Origin of the sequence: Streptosporangium sp. NPDC048047 (assembly GCF_040653115.1) — a bacterium.
Taxonomy (GTDB): Bacteria; Actinomycetota; Actinomycetes; order Streptosporangiales; family Streptosporangiaceae; genus Streptosporangium.
Genome location: NZ_JBEZNH010000007.1, coordinates 154,181 through 173,512, shown reverse-complemented (window position 1 = coordinate 173,512; position 19,332 = coordinate 154,181). Strand labels below are relative to the sequence as shown.

At 72.0% G+C, this 19,332-nt stretch carries 18 protein-coding genes; 4 read left to right on the top strand and 14 right to left on the bottom strand.

Features of this window, described 5'->3' with window-relative positions; translation table 11 throughout:
• Positions 1-360: 360 nt before the first annotated feature.
• The 4 genes from AB0D67_RS08925 to rsgA all read right to left on the bottom strand — a co-directional run bounded on the left by AB0D67_RS08925 (position 361) and on the right by rsgA (position 3,712).
• Positions 361-1,275: a hypothetical protein gene (locus AB0D67_RS08925; RefSeq protein ID WP_362931552.1), complete on the bottom strand. Its 915-nt coding sequence runs from the start codon at positions 1,273-1,275 to the stop codon at positions 361-363.
• Positions 1,272-1,859, bottom strand: a complete 588-nt coding sequence (locus AB0D67_RS08920) for an RNA polymerase sigma factor (protein WP_362931550.1) — start codon at positions 1,857-1,859, stop codon at positions 1,272-1,274. The genes AB0D67_RS08925 and AB0D67_RS08920 overlap by 4 nt, the downstream gene beginning before the upstream one ends.
• A gap of 183 nt (positions 1,860-2,042) precedes the next feature.
• Complete coding sequence (locus AB0D67_RS08915) at positions 2,043-2,555, bottom strand: N-acetyltransferase (protein ID WP_362931689.1); 513 nt, start codon at positions 2,553-2,555, stop codon at positions 2,043-2,045.
• 89 nt (positions 2,556-2,644) lie between these two features.
• Positions 2,645-3,712 carry a ribosome small subunit-dependent GTPase A gene (gene rsgA / locus AB0D67_RS08910; protein ID WP_362931548.1) on the bottom strand — a complete coding sequence of 356 codons (1,068 nt, stop codon included), beginning with the start codon at positions 3,710-3,712 and terminating at the stop codon, positions 2,645-2,647.
• Positions 3,713-4,132: 420 nt separating this feature from the next.
• Here rsgA and AB0D67_RS08905 point away from each other — a divergent pair, with 420 nt between their 5' ends.
• On the top strand, positions 4,133-4,759 hold the full coding sequence (locus tag AB0D67_RS08905; protein ID WP_362931546.1) for a GNAT family N-acetyltransferase: 627 nt from the start codon (positions 4,133-4,135) through the stop codon (positions 4,757-4,759).
• Between the two features lie 33 nt (positions 4,760-4,792).
• On the opposite strand, the gene AB0D67_RS08900 is transcribed toward AB0D67_RS08905, so the two are convergent.
• The 8 genes from AB0D67_RS08900 to AB0D67_RS08865 all read right to left on the bottom strand — a co-directional run bounded on the left by AB0D67_RS08900 (position 4,793) and on the right by AB0D67_RS08865 (position 15,529).
• Positions 4,793-8,362 carry a WD40 repeat domain-containing serine/threonine protein kinase gene (locus AB0D67_RS08900; RefSeq protein ID WP_362931544.1) on the bottom strand — a complete coding sequence of 1,190 codons (3,570 nt, stop codon included), beginning with the start codon at positions 8,360-8,362 and terminating at the stop codon, positions 4,793-4,795.
• 117 nt (positions 8,363-8,479) lie between these two features.
• Positions 8,480-9,469: an ABC transporter ATP-binding protein gene (locus tag AB0D67_RS08895; protein WP_362931542.1), complete on the bottom strand. Its 990-nt coding sequence runs from the start codon at positions 9,467-9,469 to the stop codon at positions 8,480-8,482.
• Positions 9,466-10,449 (bottom strand): ABC transporter ATP-binding protein, encoded by a 984-nt coding sequence (locus AB0D67_RS08890; protein ID WP_362931540.1) that lies wholly within the window; start codon positions 10,447-10,449, stop codon positions 9,466-9,468. Before AB0D67_RS08890 ends, AB0D67_RS08895 begins: the two co-directional genes overlap by 4 nt.
• Complete coding sequence (locus AB0D67_RS08885; RefSeq protein ID WP_362931538.1) at positions 10,446-11,276, bottom strand: ABC transporter permease; 831 nt, start codon at positions 11,274-11,276, stop codon at positions 10,446-10,448. Before AB0D67_RS08885 ends, AB0D67_RS08890 begins: the two co-directional genes overlap by 4 nt.
• Positions 11,273-12,253 carry an ABC transporter permease gene (locus AB0D67_RS08880; protein ID WP_362931536.1) on the bottom strand — a complete coding sequence of 327 codons (981 nt, stop codon included), beginning with the start codon at positions 12,251-12,253 and terminating at the stop codon, positions 11,273-11,275. Before AB0D67_RS08880 ends, AB0D67_RS08885 begins: the two co-directional genes overlap by 4 nt.
• Positions 12,250-13,890, bottom strand: a complete 1,641-nt coding sequence (locus tag AB0D67_RS08875; protein WP_362931534.1) for an ABC transporter substrate-binding protein — start codon at positions 13,888-13,890, stop codon at positions 12,250-12,252. Before AB0D67_RS08875 ends, AB0D67_RS08880 begins: the two co-directional genes overlap by 4 nt.
• A complete protein-coding gene (locus tag AB0D67_RS08870; RefSeq protein WP_362931532.1) occupies positions 13,887-14,597 on the bottom strand; it encodes a PIG-L family deacetylase in 711 nt (236 codons plus the stop codon). The genes AB0D67_RS08875 and AB0D67_RS08870 overlap by 4 nt, the downstream gene beginning before the upstream one ends.
• The gene (locus tag AB0D67_RS08865) at positions 14,594-15,529 is read right to left on the bottom strand and encodes a GNAT family N-acetyltransferase (protein WP_362931530.1); all 936 of its coding nucleotides are present in this window, start codon (positions 15,527-15,529) and stop codon (positions 14,594-14,596) included. The genes AB0D67_RS08870 and AB0D67_RS08865 overlap by 4 nt, the downstream gene beginning before the upstream one ends.
• Positions 15,530-16,025: 496 nt before the next feature.
• Between AB0D67_RS08865 and AB0D67_RS08860 the strand changes: the two genes are divergently transcribed.
• Both AB0D67_RS08860 and AB0D67_RS08855 read left to right on the top strand, forming a co-directional pair.
• On the top strand, positions 16,026-16,364 hold the full coding sequence (locus tag AB0D67_RS08860; protein ID WP_362931528.1) for a hypothetical protein: 339 nt from the start codon (positions 16,026-16,028) through the stop codon (positions 16,362-16,364).
• A 96-nt stretch (positions 16,365-16,460) separates the two neighbouring features.
• A complete protein-coding gene (locus AB0D67_RS08855) occupies positions 16,461-16,745 on the top strand; it encodes an antibiotic biosynthesis monooxygenase family protein (protein ID WP_362931526.1) in 285 nt (94 codons plus the stop codon).
• Positions 16,746-16,799: 54 nt separating this feature from the next.
• Here the strand turns inward: AB0D67_RS08855 and AB0D67_RS08850 are convergent, their stop codons facing one another.
• Positions 16,800-17,900, bottom strand: coding sequence for a winged helix DNA-binding domain-containing protein (locus tag AB0D67_RS08850; RefSeq protein WP_362931524.1), 1,101 nt, complete (start codon positions 17,898-17,900; stop codon positions 16,800-16,802).
• A 224-nt stretch (positions 17,901-18,124) separates the two neighbouring features.
• The gene (locus AB0D67_RS08845; RefSeq protein ID WP_362931522.1) at positions 18,125-18,490 is read right to left on the bottom strand and encodes a hypothetical protein; all 366 of its coding nucleotides are present in this window, start codon (positions 18,488-18,490) and stop codon (positions 18,125-18,127) included.
• Positions 18,491-18,722: 232 nt separating this feature from the next.
• Here AB0D67_RS08845 and AB0D67_RS08840 point away from each other — a divergent pair, with 232 nt between their 5' ends.
• Positions 18,723-19,325, top strand: coding sequence for an RICIN domain-containing protein (locus AB0D67_RS08840; protein WP_362931520.1), 603 nt, complete (start codon positions 18,723-18,725; stop codon positions 19,323-19,325).
• Positions 19,326-19,332 lie beyond the last annotated feature (7 nt).

Here is a 19,332-nt window from a genome sequence, read left to right as displayed (position 1 = left end):
GGGTGTGGCGGGTCCGGGTGTGGCGGGTCCGGGTGTGGCGGGTCCGGGTGTGGCGGGTCCGGGTGTGGCGGGTCCGGGTGTGGCGGAGGCGGACGCGGACGTGCCGGAGGTGGCGGCCACGAGGGCGAGCAGTCCGGCGACGGCGGCCAGACCGCCCCGCACCATCGGTTTCGCGCCCCTCGGGCGGCTGCCGGTCCGGGTCACACGCCGGTGGGAACCCTCGGCTGTCGGCGCCGGACGGGGATCTTCGTATGGCATGGACCGATCCTGCGAGGCCAGGCCTGGCGCGGGTATCAGCCGAACGTACGGTTCACGGTGATCTGCCCCGTACGTTCGGCCGGTTCACCTCGCTACTCCGCGCTATTCGGGGATGACGGCGTCGCGGGGGCCGCCGTAGACCGGGTTCCTGTCGTAGTGCTCCTTGGTGACGAGGAGGCGGATCACCCCGGTGGGCGTGTCCTTCGGCCCCTTGACGACCTCCTCCGCCTCCCAGACGGTCCAGTCCTTTCCGACCGGGGCCCCCTGGATGCGGTCCTCCCCGAAACCGCCGGGGTTCCCCGGGGGGACGCTCATGACCAGGTAGACGACCTTCAGGCCGCGCTTCTCGATCTCCGGGACGACCTCGCCGACGGTCTTGCCGTCCACCCGGTATCCGGCGAGCGAGCGGCCCTTGGCCGTGGCCAGCCGGGAGTCCGGGTGGTACTTCTTCTGCTCGGGGGCGTCCACGAGCACGCAGGGCGCCACCGGGCCCTCCATGAGCCTGGTTCTGGTGCTGTTTCCCCCGATGGTCCAGACGAAGGTCTGGCCGGGCTTGAAGAGCCGGGTGTCGATCCGCATCCGCCAGCCCCGCTTCTCTCCGGGGATCGACTCGGGCACGTGGTACAGGTCCGGTGGGATGTCCTCCACATACTTCCCGCGCGGCTCCCGGCACATCTTGCCCTCGGGCGTGTAGTCGACGAGGGCGGGGACGCCGAGCCTCCGCAGCTGGTCCGAAAGTCCGGCGGCGTCACGGAAGTCGCGGGAGTCGCGGAGCTCGGCGTGCACGACCCCGTCGGCGCCCTTGGTGACGGCGTAGGCGGGCTCGCCGCCGCCCCCCGACACCGCCGGGATCGCGACGGCGGCGCAGACCCCGGCCGTGACGGCCGCGGCGGCCAGGAGGAGACGCCCCCGTGGTCTCCTCGCCGGCGTGGCCGCCGCCCGTGCGGCGACGTGTTCCCTGAGCTCGGCGAGCTGCCGCTCCTCGAACCCGGCGAGTCGTCTCTCACTGGTCGTCATGACGTTCCTTTCGCGATGGCGGGCTCCGGGTGGCGGGCGTCGAGTTCGGTCCTGAGCAGGCGTCGGACGCGGTGCAGCCGCACCCGGGCGGTTCCGACGCGGATGCGCAGGGCGGCGGCGGCCTCCTCGACGGGCAGGCCGTCGAGGTGGACCAGCTCGGCCACGGCCCGCAGCCCCTTCGGCAGGGCGGCGATGGCCGTAAGGAGGTGGCGGACGTCCCGTTCGGCGTCGATCCGCTCCTCCAGCCGGGCGATGTCGTCGGCGTCCAGCGGGCGGCGGCCCGCGGCCCGGTCCGCCTTGCGGACCTCCTGAGCGGCTCTGCGGTGCTCGGTCGCCACGACGTTGCGGGCTATGCCGTACAGCCAGGCCGCCTGGCTGCCGCGTTCGGGCCGGTAGGTGGCCGCGGTGTCGACGGCGGCCAGGAACACCTCCATCGTCAGGTCCGCCACCGTGTGCGGGTCGGTCACCCGGCGCGCCACGAAACGGCTGACGGACTCGGTGTGTCTTCGGTAGAACTCCTCGAACGCCTCCGGATCGCGCATCGTCCGCCGGAGGTCCTCCGCATCGGGTGCGGTGTCTGTCACCTGCTCCGCCCTTTCGCCGACCGTGTTCTCCTCCTTTCTTGGAGGGCGGGAAGGGAGAAATTACATTTTTTGCGGTATCCGCCTCAGTTTGGGCACGCGCATCGCACCTACGCCACCCGGCTGAGGGTGCCCGGGAGCGACCGGTCGTCTGTCGCTCTCAGGCACCCCGCCGACGTGCCGGGATCAGACTCCGAACGCCTCCGGGTAGCGGATCGTGCCGGACGGCACGGGCCGCGTGGGGTCGAAGGTGAGCGCCATCATGTACTTGTCCTCGACCTCGAAGGGCGGCCGGATGGCGTGACCGGAGGCCGGGGTGAAGCCGAAACGCGGATAGTACTCGGCGTGGCCCAGCACGAGCACGAGGTTCTCCCCCTGCTCATGGGCGGCGCGCAGGGCGGCGTGGATCGCGGCGGAGCCGGCGCCCTGCCGCTGGTACTCGGGACTGACGGCGCACGGGCCCAGGGTGAGCGCCGGGGCGCCGTCGACATGGCAGCGGGTGAGCAGGGCGAATCCGGCGACGCCGCCGCCGGGCGCCTCGGCGACCCAGGACAGGCCGGGGATCCACGCCTGCGGGTCGGCCCGCAGCGCCTCGACCAGGTCGGCCTCGAGCGGGGTGGGGAAGGCGGCGAGGTTGACCTCGCGGATCGCGACGAGGTCGGCGGCGGTCTCGGGGCGGGTGGTCCAGGAGATGGTCATGGCGGGGTCGGAGTCCTTTTCCGTGCTCGCCTGCGGGCGCAGGGCGTGGGTCTGTGGTGTCGAGGGGGTGACCGGCGGGATGCGGCCGGTCATGACTGCCGGTCCCTGAACGCGTAGGTCGCGCGCAGGTGGCTGGTGATGGCCTTCTGCCGGTTGCTGCGCTCGGCGCGCAGCCGCGCGTCGGTCCGCGAGGCCGCCCAGGCGTTCTCGCGTTGCAGCTTGCGGTAGCTGTCGAGGCGGCGTCCGGTCAGCTCTCCCGCCTCGATGGCGGCCCGTACCGCGCAACCGGGCTCGGCGTGGTGGGCGCAGTCGCCGAAGCGGCAGTCCCGGGCGAGGTCCTCGATCTCGGCGAAGACCTGTTCCAGGCTGGCGGCGGCGTCGTGGAGACCCACGCCGCGCAAACCGGGGGTGTCGATGAGCACACCGCCGCCGGGAAGAGGCACCAGCTCGCGGCGGACGGTGGTGTGACGCCCCTTGCCGTCGTGCGCGCGTACCGCGCCGGTGGCGAGAAGCTCGTCGCCGAGCAGCGCGTTGCCGAGGCTGGACTTGCCCGCGCCCGAGGAGCCGAGCAGGACCGTGGTGCCGCTCAGCAGTGCGGTCAGCACGTCGATGTTCTGGCCGGTGGTCACGCTGGTGAACAGGACGTCCACACCGGGCGCCAGCGCGCCCGCCTCGGCGTACACGGCGGCGGGGTCGGGGGCCAGGTCCGCCTTGGTGAGCACGATCAGTGGCCTGGCGCCGCTGTCCCAGGCCAGGGCCAGCAGCCGCTCCAGCCTGGCCGCGTCCAGCGGAGCGGCCAGGGAGACGACGACGGCGACGGTGTCGACGTTGGCGGCGAGCACCTGCCCGTGGGAGGAGCGGGAGGCGGACGAGCGCACGATCGCGCTGCTCCGCGGCAGCAGGGCCACCAGTTCCGGGGCGGGGCCGGGGCGCAGCGCGGCCCAGTCGCCGGTGCACGGCGCCTGGAGCGGATCGGGCGAGTACGCCGCGATCCGGGCCCGTACCGGCCCGGACTCGGTGACCGTGTCGCACAGGCCGCGGTCCACCCGTACGATCCGGGCCGGCACCAGGCCGGCCTCGCGGTGTTCTGCGAAGGCGTGGTCGAGTGCTCCGGTCCATCCGTAGCGGGACAGGCCGGAGTCGGAGAGGTTTGACAATGTGAGACACCTTGCGGGAAGGGGCCCCGACGAGACACAGGCGCCACTCCGCCTCAGTGGCCGGACAGGCTCACTGCGGAGGGAAGGAAATGGGTCAGACCGGGGCCCGGGACGTGAGGATTGTCCGGGCGCTGCGCACGGCAGCGGTCTTCACCGCGGTCATTGAACCTCACCTCCCTCTCATCCGAGAATCCGACACTCGACGGTCGGCAGCGTAACACCCGCGGCCATCCGCCCGCTACGGCGTCCGAGCGGGCGAACGCGACGGGCGGCGTCCCGCCGCGACCGGGGCGACCGGATATCGAGGTGATCCATCTGGTCCGTCCGTGCGAGGATCGGCCGGTCACCGGTGAAACCACGGGCACGGGAAGGGAAAGTGCCGATCGGACGGACCCGGGACGGATGCCGGGAGGCAGGAACGTGCACGAGTTGAGCAGGCTGCTGGAGGCGGCCGGGCGCGGGGACTTCCCGGCCGCCGACGGCGCCGTGGAGTTCACCGGCCAGCCGAGCCCACGCGACTGCGGCGTCATCGCGTTCACCGCGCACACCGTGGTGTTCGCCGACGTCGACCACGAATGGCTGCGCGCCCTGCTCCCCGCCGACGACCTGTCCGCGCCCCTGCACCCGCGCTTCCTGCGCGCCATGGAGGAGCGCACCGGGCGGCGGGTCGACAACGTGGACATGCTGCTGACCGCCGATCCGCTGCCCGGCCCGCCGCCGGTGCCGCTCACGGAGCTCACCGACCGCGACCACCCCCGGGTACGGCGGGCCCTGCGGCACCGCGACGACGTGCGGGTGTGGGAGACGGACGGCGGGGTGGTGCTGCTCGGGCGGGGCGTGGCGGGCCGCTGGGAGGTCGCGGCCGAGGTCGATCCCGCCCGCCAGGGCGGAGGTCTCGGCCGGCTGCTCGCGCGGGCGGGGAGGCACCTCACCGGTGAGGGGAACACCCTGTGGGCGCAGGTCGCCCCGGGCAACGCGGCCAGCGTGCGGGCCTTCCTCGCTGCGGGCTTCCGCCCCGTCGGCGCAGAGGCCCTGCTCATACGCTGACCGTTCCCCGGCGCGGGACCGCGGACGTCGTGGTCAGGAAGCGGCGCAGACGTCGCGGTACGGCACGCCGCCTAGGTGCTCGCCCCACTCCCGCCGGGTGAGCGTACGGCCGGCCCGCGCGCAGACCTCGGCGGCCATCAGGCCGGGGCCGACGGGGAGTTCGTAGAGGACGCCGCCGCGTCGGATCAGGCGCAGCCGGGACCCGTCGGCGGTGAAGGCCATCTCCAGGTCGAGATACTCGGTGCCGTCGTGGACCTCGATCCTCTCCCCGATCCGCTGCCGGGTGGCGGTGTCCCAGAGTTCCAGCCCCTCACCCATGTCGAGGGTGGCGAGCACGTCTCCTCGGAGGGAGAACCTCATGTTCTCCACCGAACCGTCCTCGACGCGCAGATCGGGTGTCAGCGCGGTCGCGGTACGGGTGTCCCACAGGGTCACCCGCCGGTCCCTCTCCCCGACCGCCAGCCGCCCTCCGTCCGGGGACACGGCGATGGCGTCCGTCCCGTTCGACCCGGCGTATCCCGCCCCGGTGAGTTCGCCCGTCGTCATGTCGATGACGCGGCCCATCCGCGCGTCCATGAGCCTGCCGTCAGGCAGGTAGACGATGCCGGAGACCCTTTCGTCCACCCCGATGTCGCTGATCAGCCGCCCGTCGCGCGCATCTCGCACGTTGAGCCGGATATCGGACGGGACCGGACGGTTCGGGCCGTACACCGTGGCGAGGAACCTGCCGTCCTCACTGAAGGCCCTCCCCATCAGGACCTGACCGGCGGTGATCGTGTGGGTCCACAGCCTGCGCCTCGTGGCGACGTCGTAGACGTCCGTCCGGCCGCTGTCCGCGGAGACGGCCATGCTCCTCCCCGGACGGTCGAAGATCACGGTGCACTCCTCGTCTCCGAGGGGGACCTCTCCGGTGAAACGGCGTCCGGGGACGTCCCACAACCGGATCCCACGGGCCTCGGCCGTCTCGGCCGCGACCCACCGCGCGTCCGGGCTGATCTGCGTGTAGCCCAGGTCGCCGGGGATCGGGTTTCTCCGGAGCGCGGGCCGCAGGGTGAGTGCCACCATGCGGTCCCCGAGCCGGTAGCGCAGGGTCCGCCCGTCCGGGGCGAACCAGATCCCGGAGACGTCACCGGGTGCCTGGTAGCGCAGGACCAGCCGATGCGCCTGGACGTTCCACACCCGGATGTCCGGCCCCGTGAAGCCGGCCGCGAACCGGCCGTCGGCGCTGAGCCGTATCTCCGAGCCCGGGCCGAGGAACGGTTCCATCTCCGGCCAGAGCCAGTCGTCATCGTCATCGTCATCGTTCGTGTCGGCCGTCTGAGCGGCCCGCCTGCCCGTCACGGTGTCCCACAGCTCGATCCGCTCGCCGCCGCAGACGAGGTACCGGCCGTCCGCGCTGAAGGCGACCACGTTGAGGGTGCCGCCGCAGCCGTCCGGGAAACGGCGGTCCTCCACCAGACCGGGCATCCGCCACAGCCGGACCTTCCCGCGCCGGGTGGCGGCGACCAGCTTCCCGGACGGCGCGACGGCGAAGTCGTCCTGCTCGTTCCCCCACCCCGTACGGACGACCTTCCCCCGGTCCACGTCCCAGATCTCCCCCAGCCGGGTGACGATGAGCGAGTCCTGCTCGCCGAAGAACGGATCCGCCCAGGTGTCTCCGTCCATGACGCCTACCCGCCTGCTCCACACCTGGCGGCCGGTCCGCGTCTCCCGCACCGTGACGCGGTCGGAGGAGATGACGGCCAGCAGACGGCCGCTGCCGCTCAAAACGGCGTACCGCATCCCCGCGGACAGCTCCGGCGCGCTCCAGGCCGCGGTCGGCCTGCCGGTCGTCACGTCGTGGACACGCACCTCACGCTCGCCGACGGTGGCCATGACGAGGCCGTCGCCGCTCACCGCCTGCCGGACCGTACCCGGCGTCGGCGGGGGCCGGAAGACGCCGCTCTCCGGGCGCTGGAGCGAGGACGCCAGGCTGGAACGGCTCTCCGGGCCGGGGGCGAGCCGCCAGGCGGCGACGCTGAGCAGCATGGCCTTCACCGGGTCGGTGGTGCGCAGGCCGTCTGCGGTCCGGGCGGCCTCGCGGCCGAGGACCCGGTCGCGTTCGGCGGTCACCCTGTCGCGCTGCTCGGCGGCCTGGACGCCCTGGTAGAGCGCGGCGGCCCCACCGGCCAGGGAGAGCACCAGCAGCACGGCCAGCGCCGTGGTGAGCAGCCGCCGCCGGCGGACGCGACGCCGGGTGAGCCCGCCCGCGGCGGTGAGGAAGTCGCGTTCCAGCGGGGTGAGGGTCAGGTGCCGCCGCCCGGTGGCGGCCCAGCCGAGCGCCTCCTCCAGCCGGCTGCCCTGCGGCAGGTCGGCGTCACGGCGGCCGTGCGCGTCCCAGACGCGGGCGGCCCGGCCGATCTCGGCGAGGACCGGCAGCCCCTCGCGGTCGGCCTCCACCCACGACCGCAGCCGCGGCCAGGCGCGCAGTACGGCGGGGCGGGCGATGGCCACCTCGCCGTCGCTCTCGGTGATGAGGTAGCCGAAGGCGTCCAGGATGCGGCGGCGGGTCTCGGGACGCTCGGGCAGCAGTTCGTCCACGGGCGCCCGCCGTACGGTCTCCAGGCCGTCGGCGTCGATCGCGACCAGCCTCAGCAGCAGCTCGGGGACGAACTCCCGCTCGTCCGGCCCGAGGGTGGCGTAGGCGTCCTCGGCCAGCGCGCCGAGGGCCGGGTCGGCCGGGCCCCGGGCGTGCAGGGCGCCGGCGCGGCGGCGGCCCGCGCCGAGCAGGTCGCCGCCGGCCGAGCCGGTCCCGCCGGAACCGTGCGCCGGACCGGCCTCCCCGGAGCCGCCGACGAGAGCGAGCAGGAGGTCGCGGACGGCGGGCCGGCGGTCGGGGTCCTTGTCCAGCGCGGCGGCCACCAGCGGACGGACGGAGGGAGGCAGCGCGCCGAGGTCGGGGTGGTGGGTCAGTACGCGGTGCATCACCGCGCCGAGGTCGTCGGCCCGGAACGGGTCCTCGCCCGTCGCGGCGAACACCATTACGCATCCCCAGGCGAACACGTCGGCCGGCGGCCCGGCGCGCTGCCCGATGAGGATCTCGGGGGCCATGTAGGCGGGGGTGCCGGCGACGGTGCCGCTCGCGGTCAGCGACATCTCCGCGGTCCGGGCGATCCCGAAGTCGATCACCCGGGGCCCGTCCGGGCCGAGCAGGACGTTGTCCGGTTTGAGGTCGCGGTGCACGACGCCGGCCTCGTGCACCGCGGTCAGCGCGGTCGCGACGGCCGTCGCCAGGCGGTGCAGGTCGTCCCCGGTGAACCGCCGCCCGGCGTGCCGCAGGCTCACGCCCTCGACGTACTCGCTGACGACGTACGGCCGGGCCGCGTCGGGGTCGGCGTCGATCACCTTGGCGGTGCAGAACGAGGCGACGCGCCGGGCCGCGGCGATCTCCTTCCGGAACCTGTCCCGCAGCGCGGGGTCGGCGGCGTGCAGCACCTTGAGGGCCACCCGGGCGCCGTCCGCCTCGTACGCCTCGTACACCACCCCCTGCCCACCGGAGCCGAGCCGCCCGGCCAGCCAGTACCCGCCGATCCGGTCGGGATCCGCCGCGCCCAACGCTTCCATCGCGCCTCCTCGGAGGAGTTGGACGCACCCCGGGCACCACGGGTTCGATCGGGACGCGCGGGTCCGGGGCGCCGGGCCGTACGGGGACGGCGGGCCGTACGGGGACGGCGGGCGGGTCTAGCCGCTGAGCGTCGCGCCGGCCTGCCAGCAGTGCGTCCAGCGTCCCTCGCCCGGTTCCGTACGCCTCGGCACCTCGGTCGAGCACACCGGCAACGCCACCGGGCAGCGCGGATGGAACCGGCAGCCGCCCGGCGGGTCGATCAGGCTGGGCGGCTCGCCGTGCCGCTCGCCCGTGGGCGGCGCCACCCGGTCGGGATCCGGCGCCGACTCCAGCAGCAACCGCGTGTACGGGTGCCGCGGCGACTGCGTGAGCTCCTCGCTCGGCCCGCTCTCGATCAGCCGTCCCGCGTACATGACCGTGATGTCCTCGGCGAAGTAACGGGCGCTGGCGATGTCGTGCGTGATGTAGAGCAGCGCCAGCCCGTTCTCCCGCGCCAGCCCTTCCAGCAGCCGCAGCACGCCGAGCCTGATGGAGACGTCCAGCATCGACACGGGCTCGTCGGCGATCAGCGCGACGGGCCGCACCGCCAGCGCCCGCGCGATCGCCACCCGCTGCCGCTGACCGCCGGACAGCTCGTGCGGCATCTTGTCCATGAACTGCTCGACCGGGGTGAGGCTGACGCGTTCGAGCAGCTCGGCGACCTGCTCACGCTCCTCGGCGTCGGAGCGGGCGTGCCCGTGCAGGCGCAGGGGCCTGGCCAGGTGGTAGCGGACCCGGTGGAAGGGGTTCAGGGAGGCGAAGGGGTCCTGGAAGATGAGCTGGACCTGGCGCCGGTACTCCTTGAAGGCGGCGCCGCGGTGGGCGCGTACCGGCTCACCGCGCAGCAGTACCTCGCCGGACGTGGCCGGATAGACCTGGGCCAGCAGCCGCGCGACCGTGCTCTTGCCGCAGCCGCTCTCCCCGACCAGCGCCGTCACCGAGCCGGCCCGCAGCGCGATCGAGACGTCCTCCACCGCCCGCACCGGCGGCCGCTTGCCGAAGCGGCCCCGGGGACCGCGGGCGGCGGTGAAGTGCTTGGTGAGGTCGCGCCCCTCCAGGATGTTCATGACACTCCCCTCCCGTCGTCGAGCAGGCACGCGACCTCGCCGCCCGCCTCCGCCCTGAGCACGGGCAGGCTCTCGGAGCACTCCGCCACCGCCATCGCGCACCTGGGGTGGAAGGCACAGCCCGGTGGCGGCGAGCGCAGGTCGGGCGGGACTCCGGGAATGCCGAACAGCTCCTCGCGCGGCCCGCGCAGGCGGGGGAACGAGCGCAGCAGCCCCAGCGTGTACGGATGCCGCGGCGCCCTGTGCAGCGTTTCGGCCGTCCCGGTCTCCACGACCCGGCCCGCGTACATGATGGCGATCCTGTCGGAGATCTCCATGAGCAGGGACAGGTCGTGGGTGATGAAGACGACCGCGAAGCCGTACTCCTCCCGTAACGCCCTGATCTCCGCGAGGATGTCGCGCTGCACCACCACGTCGAGCGCGGTCGTCGGCTCGTCCATGATGATGATCTCGGGGTTGAGCGCGAGCGCGATGGCGATGGCGGCGCGCTGGCGCATGCCCCCTGACAGCTCGTGCGGGTAGGAGCGGCGGCGGTCGGCGCTGATGCCGACGCGCTGCAGCAGTTCCACCGACCGCTCGGTGCGCTCGGTGCGGGACATGCGGGGCGCGTGGACGCGCAGCACGTCGTCGATCTGGGCGCCCACGGTGATGACCGGGTTGAGGGAGTTCATGGCGCTCTGGAAGACGACCGCCAGCTCCTTCCAGCGGAAGGCGCGCAGCTCGTTCCCGCCCAGGGCGAGCACGTCCACGGCCGAGCCGTCCTGGCGGCGGTAGACGACCGACCCCGACGTGATCGAGGCGGGCGGACGCAGCAGCCGGGCCACCGCGTTCGCCAGCGTGGACTTGCCGCTCCCGCTCTCGCCCGCCAGGCCCAGGATCTCGCCACGGCGCAGGTCGAGCGAGACGCCGGACACCGCGTGCACGGCTCCGGAGCCGGACAGGTAGTCCACGCCGAGGTCGCGGATCTCCAGGACGTTCATGCGCGTGCCTTCCGGGGGGCCTTGACCGTGCGCAGCCGCGGGTTGGCGATCTCGTCGATGCCGAAGTTCACCAGGGCCAGGCCGGTGCCGATGAGCGCGATGCACAGGCCGGGCGGGATGAACCACCACCAGGCCCCGATGAGCAGCGCCTGCCCGTTCTGCGCGAAGTACAGCATGCTGCCCCAGCTCACCGTGGACAGGTCGGCCAGGCCCAGGAACGACAGCCCGGCCTCGGCCAGGATCGCCGCGACCACGGTGGCCAGGAAGCTGGTCGCGATGACGGGCAGCAGGACCGGCAGGATCTCGTAGAAGACGATCCGCAGCGGCCCTTCGCCGGTCGCCCTGGCGGCCTGGACGTAGTCGCGCCGGCGTACCGACAGGGTCTGGGCGCGCAGCACCCGCGCGCCCCAGGCCCAGCCGGTCACCGCGATCACCACGGCGACCGAGGCCACGCCGCGCTGCGGGAGATAGCCGGCCAGCACGATGATCAGCGGGAGGGCGGGCAGCACGAGGAAGATGTTGGTCAGCACCGACAGCGCCTCGTCCACGGCGCCGCCGACGTAGCCGCCGACCAGGCCGACCGCGACCGCCAGCACCGTGGCGATGAGCGCCGACAGCACGCCGACGCCGAGCGAGACGCGGGCGCCGTACACGATCTGGACGAGGATGTCCTGCCCGGTCTGCGTGGTGCCGAGCCAGTGCTCCGCCGACGGGCCCTGCAGCCCGTCCCCGCTGGTGGCGGCGGGATCGGCGCCGATGAGCAGCGGCCCGAGGACGGCCGTCAGCGCGAAGAGGACCAGGATCCCGGCCCCGATCTTGATCTTCATTCCGTCTCCTGCCTGGTCCGGGGGTCGAGCACCACGTACGCCAGGTCGGCCAGGAAGTTGGCGACGAGCACGGCCAGTGAGATGACGAGGAAGATGCCCTGCATGAGCGGGAAGTCCTCGTTCTCCACGCCCTTGAGCAGCATCGAGCCGATGCCGGGATAGGAGAAGACGATCTCCGTCAGCACCGAGCCGCCCACCACGAAGCCGAGCGAGAGCGCGAAGCTGGTGATGTTCGGCAGGATCGCGTTGCGGGCGGCGTAGGCCCACATGACCCGGCGCGAGGTCAGCCCCTTGGCCTCGGCCATCACCACGTAGTCCTCGCCGAGCGTGGTCACCATGACGTTGCGCATGCCGAGGATCCGGTCGGCCATGGAGGCCAGCACGATCGTGATCGCCGGCAGCGTCGCGTGGTAGAGCACGCTCCACGCGAACTCACCGGTCAGCCCCGGCATCACGTCCAGCCCGTACGCCCGGCTGACCGGGAACCACTGCAACGTCACCCCGAAGACGAACACCAGGGCCAGCGCGACCCAGAAGTACGGCACCGCGTGCATGAACGTGGCCGCCGGCAGCACCCCGTCCAGCCAGGTGCCGCGCTTCCACGCCATGATCACGCCCAGGGCGGTGCCGATCAGGTAGCTGATCAGCGTGGCGACGCCGACGAGCCCGAGCGTCCACGGCAGGCTGTCCGCGATCACCGTCGAGACCTCGGTGGGGAAGAACGTGATCGAGCGGCCCAGCTCGCCGTGGGCGAGGTTGCCCAGATAGTCCAGGTACTGCCGCCACGGGCTCGCGTCGCTGATGCCGAACGCCCCGCGCATCGCGTCGATGGCGGCGGGGTCGACGTTCCCCCTCATCCGGGCCACCAGCAGCTCCACCGGATCCCCCGGCATGAGCCGGGGGATCAGGAAGTTCAGCGTGATGGCGGCCCAGGCCGTCAGGAGGTAGAAACCGAGCCGCCGTGCCAGGAACCTCAACTGCCGGCCGGCTTCAAGTGCAGCAGCACCATGGCCGCGTCGGGCGAGGTGTAGGGCGACGGCATCGCGTACGGGTCCTGCTCGGAGGGCCAGCCCACGTACTTGTCGGTCCGGTACTGCGCCCACGACGGGCTGTAGAACAGCGGCAGCGTGGGCGCCTTCTCCATCATGATCCTGCTCAGGCCCTGGGTGGCCTTCTGCTGCTCGGCCTCGTCCTCGGTGGCGGCGTACGCGTCGATCAGCCTGTCGGTCTCGGCGTCCTTCCACCGCTCGTAGTTGCCGCCGGCGGCCTCGCCCACGGGCTTGGCCAGCTCGCCGGAGAGCATCGAGCGCATCTGGAAGTACGGGGTCGGCCCGGTCGGAGTGGCTCTGATCGACAGGTCGTAGTCGCCCTTGCCGACCTTGGACACCCAGTCCTGGAACGCCACCCCCCTGGTCTCGACCGTGATCCCGACCTTGGCCAGGTCCTCGCGGATGAGCTGGGCGGCGTTCACCCAGTCGGTGAACGGCGACGGCACCAGCAGGGTGAACTTCAGCTCCGCCGGATCGACGCCCTTGAGCAGCTCCTTGGCCTTCTCGACGTCGACCTTGTAGGCGGCGTCGCGGTACTCGGGCGGCACGTACGCCTCCCCGCCCGGCATCGGTACGCCGGTCGGGTGCGCGACCTTGGTGTATCCCCGCTCGGCCACCTGGACGATCTTGTCCCGATCGATGGCGAGGCTCATGGCCGCGCGCACCTCGGGCTTGGCCAGCACGGGATGGGTCAGGTTCGGCAGCAGCGTCACCACGCCCTCCGGCGGGAAGTAGAACTTGTTCTGCTCCGGCTTGCCCTGCACGTAGATCTTCTGGATGTCCGGCACGAACGCGCCCGCCCAGTCCACCTCGCCCTGTCGCAGCGCCACCTGGAGGGCGTTGGCCGTGTACGCCGGGAACCGCAGCACCGGCACCTCCGGCTTGCCCGGCTGCCAGTAGGACGGGTTCTTGACCAGCTCGTACAGCTGCGCCGAGAACTTCGACAGCGTGTACGGCCCCGTCCCGACCGGCTTGGGGTTGGTGAAGGTGGCGGGGTCCTTCTCCTTCTCCCACAAATGCTTGGGCACGATGGGCGAGCTGCCCGCGATGTCGAAGAGCTTGGCGTACGAGGTGCCGCCGAAGTCGAGGCGCACCTTGTCGGGCGCGAGCGCCTCGGCCCCCTCGATCTTCAGCCCGCTCTTGTTGAGCTGCGGATGCTTCTTCAGCATCTGGAACGTGAAGGCCACGTCGTCGGCGGTGAACGGCTGCCCGTCGGACCACTTCACGCCCGGCCGCAGCGTGAACGTCACCGACTTGCCCTTGTTCGACCACTCGTGGTCGAGCGCCAGCCAGGGCGTGATCTCCCCCGGCTTGAGCTTGTTGAAGTACATGAGGGTCTCGTGGATCATCCCGCTGGTGCCGAAGTTCACACCTTCGAGGTGGTACGGGTTGAAGTCCTCCTGGAACGTGCCCGCGTCCACGGCGTGGATCACCAGCGGCGGCGCGTCCCCGCTCTTGGCGGAGCCACCGCCTCCGGAGCCACCGCCGCCGGAACATCCCGCCAGCGCCAGCGCGGCCAGCACCGCCGCGATCCGGCTCGCCGGCCGGCTCATCGACCGCCTCATGCGGAGGCCCCCTTTCCGAAGTACTTCGTGCGCAGCCGCCGCGAGCCCTTCGGGGCGGCGAATGCCTGCGCGCGGCCGAACCCGGCCGGCGCTCCGCGCACGATCGTCAGCGCGCGGTAGTAGTCGACGTACGGGAAGCCGTAGGTCTCGCCCCTGGCGTAGGCGTAGCCGGTGATCGCCTGCGACCACAGCTCGTACGCCTCCTCGCTCAGCTCGACGAACACGTCGGGCTCGTAGCCCTCGGCGTCCTCCCAGTTGTCGGCGTAGTAGAGCTCGTTCGCCCAGTAGGCCGGGTGCTCGCGCTCCAGGGTCTTCAGACCGCCGTAGAAGCGGGCGTCCTCGACGATCCGGTGGGTGCGGGCGTGGTCCTTGTGGATGGAGGCGCTCCAGTGCGTCAGGATCACGTCCGGCCGCAGTTCCCTGATGAGGTCGCCGACGCGCATCTTGGTCTCGTCGTCCTCGGGCAGCAGGCCGTCCTCGTGGTCGAGGAACCTGACGCCGGCGCCGATCCGGTCCGCGAAGGTCTCGGCCTCCTCGCGCTTCTGCCCGGCGTAGTCGGCGACGGTCATGCGCGGATGGCCGCGCTCGCCGAGGGTCAGGTGCAGGAGCGTCGCGCGGTCGCCGCGCAGCACGTGCTGGGCGAGCACGGCGCCCGCGGTCAGGTCCATGTCGCCCGCATGGGCTCCGATGGCGAGAACGTGGGTCATGCGGACCGCCTCATCACGTGGAACCTTCTGGTGATCTCGTAGCCCGCCTTGGTGTAGAGGTGGCCGGCCGGGCTGGCCTCGCCGGTCCACAGGAACCAGGACGAATGCAGCCCTTCGGCGCGCATCCTGGTCATGGTGAGGTGGAGGAGGATCTTGCCGAGGCCGGTGCCGCGCAGGCCGGGGTCGACGCCGAAGGGGCCGAAGCGCTCGGGGATGCCGCGGTAGGCCGCGTACAGGGCGAAGCCAACTATGTGATCTTTTTTCGCGATGACGATGCGTTCGGGATCGCGGTGCCACCGGATGGCCTCGCCCCAGTCGGGGTTGAAGGCGTCGGCCGCGAAACGGATCAGCTCGGGCAGCTCGCCGACGGCGGGGCTGCGGAAGACGTACCCCTCGCGCTCGCGTTCGCCGATCAGCTCGTGCACCTCGGGCGGGGCCTGGTAGCCGACGAGAGTGCGGTCCATGGCGACCGGCGAGTAGAGCGTCCGGAAGCCGAGCTCGTCCAGCAGCCGGTATCCGCCGGGATAGAGCTCGGCGTCCGCGCCCGGCAGCACGTAGTTGGGGGTGTAGGACGAGAAGTCCACCTTCGTACGGCCGAGGCCCTCCAGGAACGCCACCGCCTCGCCCACCAGCCGCCGGCCCAGGCCGCCGCCCCGGTGCTCGGGGACGACGAAGAAGAACGGGATCCAGCCGGCGTCCGGCTCCAGGTCGGTGCCGGGCGCCAGGGGGATCAGGCGGCGGACGGCGTACGCGCAGCCCACCACGTCGTCCCCGTCCACGGCCACGCGCAGGCCCCCGGGGTCGAAGTTGGGGTCGAGCAGCACGCAGTCCCTGAACCAGGCGGACGTCGTCGGGTCGGCGGACATGCTGCGGTTCCAGGCGTTGACCAGCGATGTCTCATCGCCGGACCGGAAAGGGCGGACTGTGACCATGGAGAGCGGTCCTTTCACCTTTCGGCACTTCTGTCACAGCTTTCCCATCGCCAACCAGTCAGGTCAAGCAAATCGTGGAAGAAATTTTCTAACGAACCGAACGTCTAGAAAATTGTCTTCTTCTGCGGTATCCATGGATGGTCGCTCCCGCCCGAGGTGTGCCCGATTCCCGCATCGCGCCACGCCGCGGTCTCCTGTGCCGCCCTGCTCACAACCGCCGCGCCCTGCTCGCCCGCCTCGTCCGCCTCGTCCGCCTCGTCCGGGCAGGGCGCAGGCATCGCGCCTGCCGGAAACCCCATCCATGCGGCTCAAGCGGCATGTGAGCGCTCGTACGGTCCAAGCCGGATCAGCCGGCCGCCGGGCCATCATCGTGATTTTTGCCGCCGGGCCGAACTTCCGTCGCACCACGCCCATCCAACATGTGGAGAACGGGCTTCACCGGAGGTTCCAGCGCTGACTCCGGGCGGGGCGTCCATGGAATCCGAAGGAGAATCCGATGAGGAAGCTGGGAACGTACACGCTGGCCGTACTGGCCGCCACCGGGTTCGGCCTGTCCGCCGTGCCCGCGGCGCAGGCGTCCACCACCCACCAGGCGTCCGCCGAGTCGGCCGCGTCACTGCGAGGGAAGGTCCCCACCTGCGTGGACGTCTGGTCCAAGAAGGGGAGGGCGTCCAAGACCGGTTACGCGCGGAACGGCTGCGAGGGCACCCTGCACATGAAGATCGTCTGGGCGCACGGCCCGGACGGCTCCTGCCGGACGGTCCGCCCCGGAGGAACGATCTCCAGCCGGGTGCCGAGAAGCCCTCGCACGTTCGACGGCGCCAAGACCTGCTGATCCGACGGTCCGCGGCGACCGCGATCCACCCGGTAACCGATCTTCCGGAGCGAGGACCGCACCGATCCTGTCGGTGGCGCGTCCTACGATGACGGAATGATCATTATTGCCGGGTGGATCGCCGTCGATCCGCAAGCCCGGGAGGCGTACCTGCGGACCTGCGTCGACGCGGTCGAGCAGGCGCGCGCCTCCGCCGGTTGCCTCGACTTCACGCTCGGCGCCGACCTGGCCGACTCCGGGCGGATCAACGTCTACGAGCGGTGGGAGTCCGCGGAGGCTCTCGCCGCTTTCCGTACCTCCGGGCCGAGCGACGAGCAGACGACCATGATCCGCGACGCCGAGGTGCTCCGGTACGAGATATCCGGAGCCGGCCCCGCCTGATCCGGCCGACCTCTGACCGGCCCCGCGGCCCATGGCTGACCGATCGCAGGCCGGTCAGGCGAAGGCGACGTCCGGGGCGGGGGCGCCGGGGACGACGAACGCGTGGAGCCGTTCGGCCTCCCCCGCCACGGACTCGGTCTCGTCCGCCGTCAGGGGCCGGAACGGGGAGACGACGAGTGTCGTGCCGCGCAGCTCCCAGATCCCGCGCACGAAGCCGTCGACGAGGAAGGCCGGCAGCACCAGTGCCCGTCCTGGCATGACCCGGGCGCGGTCCTCGTCGCTGATGATCCGGGTGCGGTCGGCGTGCCCGAGCAGGACGTTGTCGTAGGCGGGCAGGAACCGTACCGGAGCGGGCGCGTCGTCGGCGGCGAGCGGCGCGCCGGGGAGGTCGAACAGCTCCCTGCCCTGCTCGTCGCGGAGGACGCGGAGCTCCGGGCGGAGACGGTCGACCACCTCGCGCAACCGGGTGATCCCGGACCACGCCTGGGCGTCCATGACGCCGGCGGGCCCGAAGGCGGCCAGGTAGCGGAGGACCATCGCCTCGACGGACGGCGCCGTCTCGACCGGCTCGCCGATCCACGCCTCGGCGAGGGCGACCTCGATCGAGGGACGGGTGCCCCACCCTCCCCAGGCTCCGGCCCGCGGGGAGGTCACCAGCGGCACCCGAAGCTCCAGGTTCCGGGTCAGCATCATGCCGTCGCGGCCCGGGTAGCGTTCGGCGAGCAGCCCGGCCAGTCTTCGGCGCGGGACGACCCGGTCTCCCAGCAGCTCCCGGCCCGTCTCGACGAGTTCCGCCGTGTCCAGCCCGGCGACCGAGGGGGCGTAGTAGGGTCCACGCGCGGCGCGTTCGACGAAGGGCTGGATCAGCGGGCGCAGCCAGCGGAAGTCGTCCGCGGCGACCAGGTGCTGCGTACGGCGCAGCCCGGCGGAGCGCACGACGGCGCGCTCGTGCAGCAGCGACTCCAGGTCACCGTGGGTGAAGGGGTCCATCCGCGTCCAGAGCCCGACATAGGGCCAGTTGGGCTCCTGACCCTGCAGCGCCACCAGGTGCCGCACCACCTCCAGCGCGGACCGGGTGGTGCGGCCGGCCAGGAACTGCCGGCTCAGCAGCGTTCGGTTGAGGGTACGCCGGGAGACGACGGGCACGGCGGTCATGGGACGGGGGCTCCTTTGAGATCGGCCTCGTGGAGGCCCACCGCGCCTGGTCCGGCGCGGTGGGGCTCCGTGAGCCTAGGTCCCATACCGGAAAGGTTCTTTCCGCATTGACGGAGGTTCTTCCTGGTTCGGCGGAGGTTCTCCGATAGGGGCTCTCCGGCGAAGGTTCCGGACGGGGGTTCCATCGGCGAAGACCCTTGGGCGGGGGCTCCGCCGGTGGAGGCTCAGAGGCGGCCGTTGCGGCGGAGGACGTCCATGGCCTGCACGGTGGTGTACCCGCGCCAGTCGAGGGCGCCCGCGGGCGAGATCGTGGCGTAGTCGACGGTCCACCCGCCGTCGTCCCGCTGCAGGCCGGCCAGGCGGTCGAGGTCGGCGTCGATCACCTCCTGCGTGAACAGCGCCCGCGCCGGGCGGTCCGGGAGCGGGGCGAAGTCGAGCGGGCGCAACGTCTCCTCCTCGGTGCCGCCCTCGACGCGCACCCGCCCGTCGGCGGGGACGTACTCACCCAGCCGCAGCCCGAACCGGCGGCGGTCCAGGAGGCGGGCGTGGGTGGCCATGAAGGACGAGACCGCGGAGAGGTCGATGCTCATACGGCCAACCCTGCCTCATCGGACCGTCGGTTTCCGCTTCTCCGCTTCCGGGGACCGCCCGCGCGGGCGGTGTTCCCGCACCGCGGCTCCCGCCGTCCCGGTGATTCGTTTCCCTTTTCGCGCCCGATCCATTCCTTGAGGCCCGGACAGGGCGTTGCTATGGTGCGCGGGAAAGCGGGGAGTGGTGAAACACGATTTCATCGGGGGACATTCGATGCGAATACCGCGAACAATGGCCGCGAAGGCGGGGAGAACGGGTCTCGCCCTGCTCGCGGCGGGCGTGACGGCCGCGGCCTGGTCCCAGGTCGCCTGGGCGGAGCAGGACGGGGTCCGGAGCAGGAGCCAGAGCCGGGAGCAGGGCCGGGAGTGGCGGGGACAGGGGGAGGGGCAGGGACAGGATTACGGCCAGGCGTCCGGCCGCAACGTCAGGAACGCCAACAGCGGCAAGTGCCTGCTCGTGCGCGGGGACGCCGACGGCGCGAAGGCCGCACAGTCCTCCTGCGCCGATTATCCCGACCAGAAGTGGCGTTTCATGCTTGAGGACGCCGATTCCAGATACAAGAGATATCGGCTGGTGAATGCCAACAGCGGCAAATGCCTGCTCGTGCGCGGCCCGGAGAACACCCCCGCCCTGCAGTCCGCCTGCGGCGACTACGACGACCAGATATGGGAGGTCGTCTTCGCCAGGAACGGCTACTTCCAGCTGAGGAACCTCGCCAGCCAGCAGTGCCTGGTCGTGCGGGGGGACGAGGACGGCGCCCACCCGGTCCAGGCCGACTGCGACACCGCCTACACCGATCAGTTCTGGCGGGACGAGGACGGGTCCTCGCACTGAGCCCCGC

Excerpts from the sequence above, each read along its gene's own strand:
- AB0D67_RS08865 (WP_362931530.1), bottom strand. The coding sequence starts at position 15,529 with ATGGTCACAGTCCGCCCTTTCCGGTCCGGCGATGAGACATCGCTGGTC.
- AB0D67_RS08840 (WP_362931520.1), top strand. The coding sequence starts at position 18,723 with ATGGCCGCGAAGGCGGGGAGAACGGGTCTCGCCCTGCTCGCGGCGGGC.
- AB0D67_RS08855 (WP_362931526.1), top strand. The coding sequence starts at position 16,461 with ATGATCATTATTGCCGGGTGGATCGCCGTCGATCCGCAAGCCCGGGAG.
- AB0D67_RS08875 (WP_362931534.1), bottom strand. The coding sequence starts at position 13,890 with ATGAGGCGGTCGATGAGCCGGCCGGCGAGCCGGATCGCGGCGGTGCTG.
- AB0D67_RS08850 (WP_362931524.1), bottom strand. The coding sequence starts at position 17,900 with ATGACCGCCGTGCCCGTCGTCTCCCGGCGTACCCTCAACCGAACGCTG.
- AB0D67_RS08885 (WP_362931538.1), bottom strand. The coding sequence starts at position 11,276 with ATGAAGATCAAGATCGGGGCCGGGATCCTGGTCCTCTTCGCGCTGACG.
- AB0D67_RS08900 (WP_362931544.1), bottom strand. The coding sequence starts at position 8,362 with ATGGAAGCGTTGGGCGCGGCGGATCCCGACCGGATCGGCGGGTACTGG.
- AB0D67_RS08895 (WP_362931542.1), bottom strand. The coding sequence starts at position 9,469 with ATGAACATCCTGGAGGGGCGCGACCTCACCAAGCACTTCACCGCCGCC.
- AB0D67_RS08870 (WP_362931532.1), bottom strand. The coding sequence starts at position 14,597 with ATGACCCACGTTCTCGCCATCGGAGCCCATGCGGGCGACATGGACCTG.
- AB0D67_RS08915 (WP_362931689.1), bottom strand. The coding sequence starts at position 2,555 with ATGACCATCTCCTGGACCACCCGCCCCGAGACCGCCGCCGACCTCGTC.
- AB0D67_RS08845 (WP_362931522.1), bottom strand. The coding sequence starts at position 18,490 with ATGAGCATCGACCTCTCCGCGGTCTCGTCCTTCATGGCCACCCACGCC.
- AB0D67_RS08890 (WP_362931540.1), bottom strand. The coding sequence starts at position 10,449 with ATGAACGTCCTGGAGATCCGCGACCTCGGCGTGGACTACCTGTCCGGC.
- AB0D67_RS08925 (WP_362931552.1), bottom strand. The coding sequence starts at position 1,275 with ATGACGACCAGTGAGAGACGACTCGCCGGGTTCGAGGAGCGGCAGCTC.
- AB0D67_RS08860 (WP_362931528.1), top strand. The coding sequence starts at position 16,026 with ATGAGGAAGCTGGGAACGTACACGCTGGCCGTACTGGCCGCCACCGGG.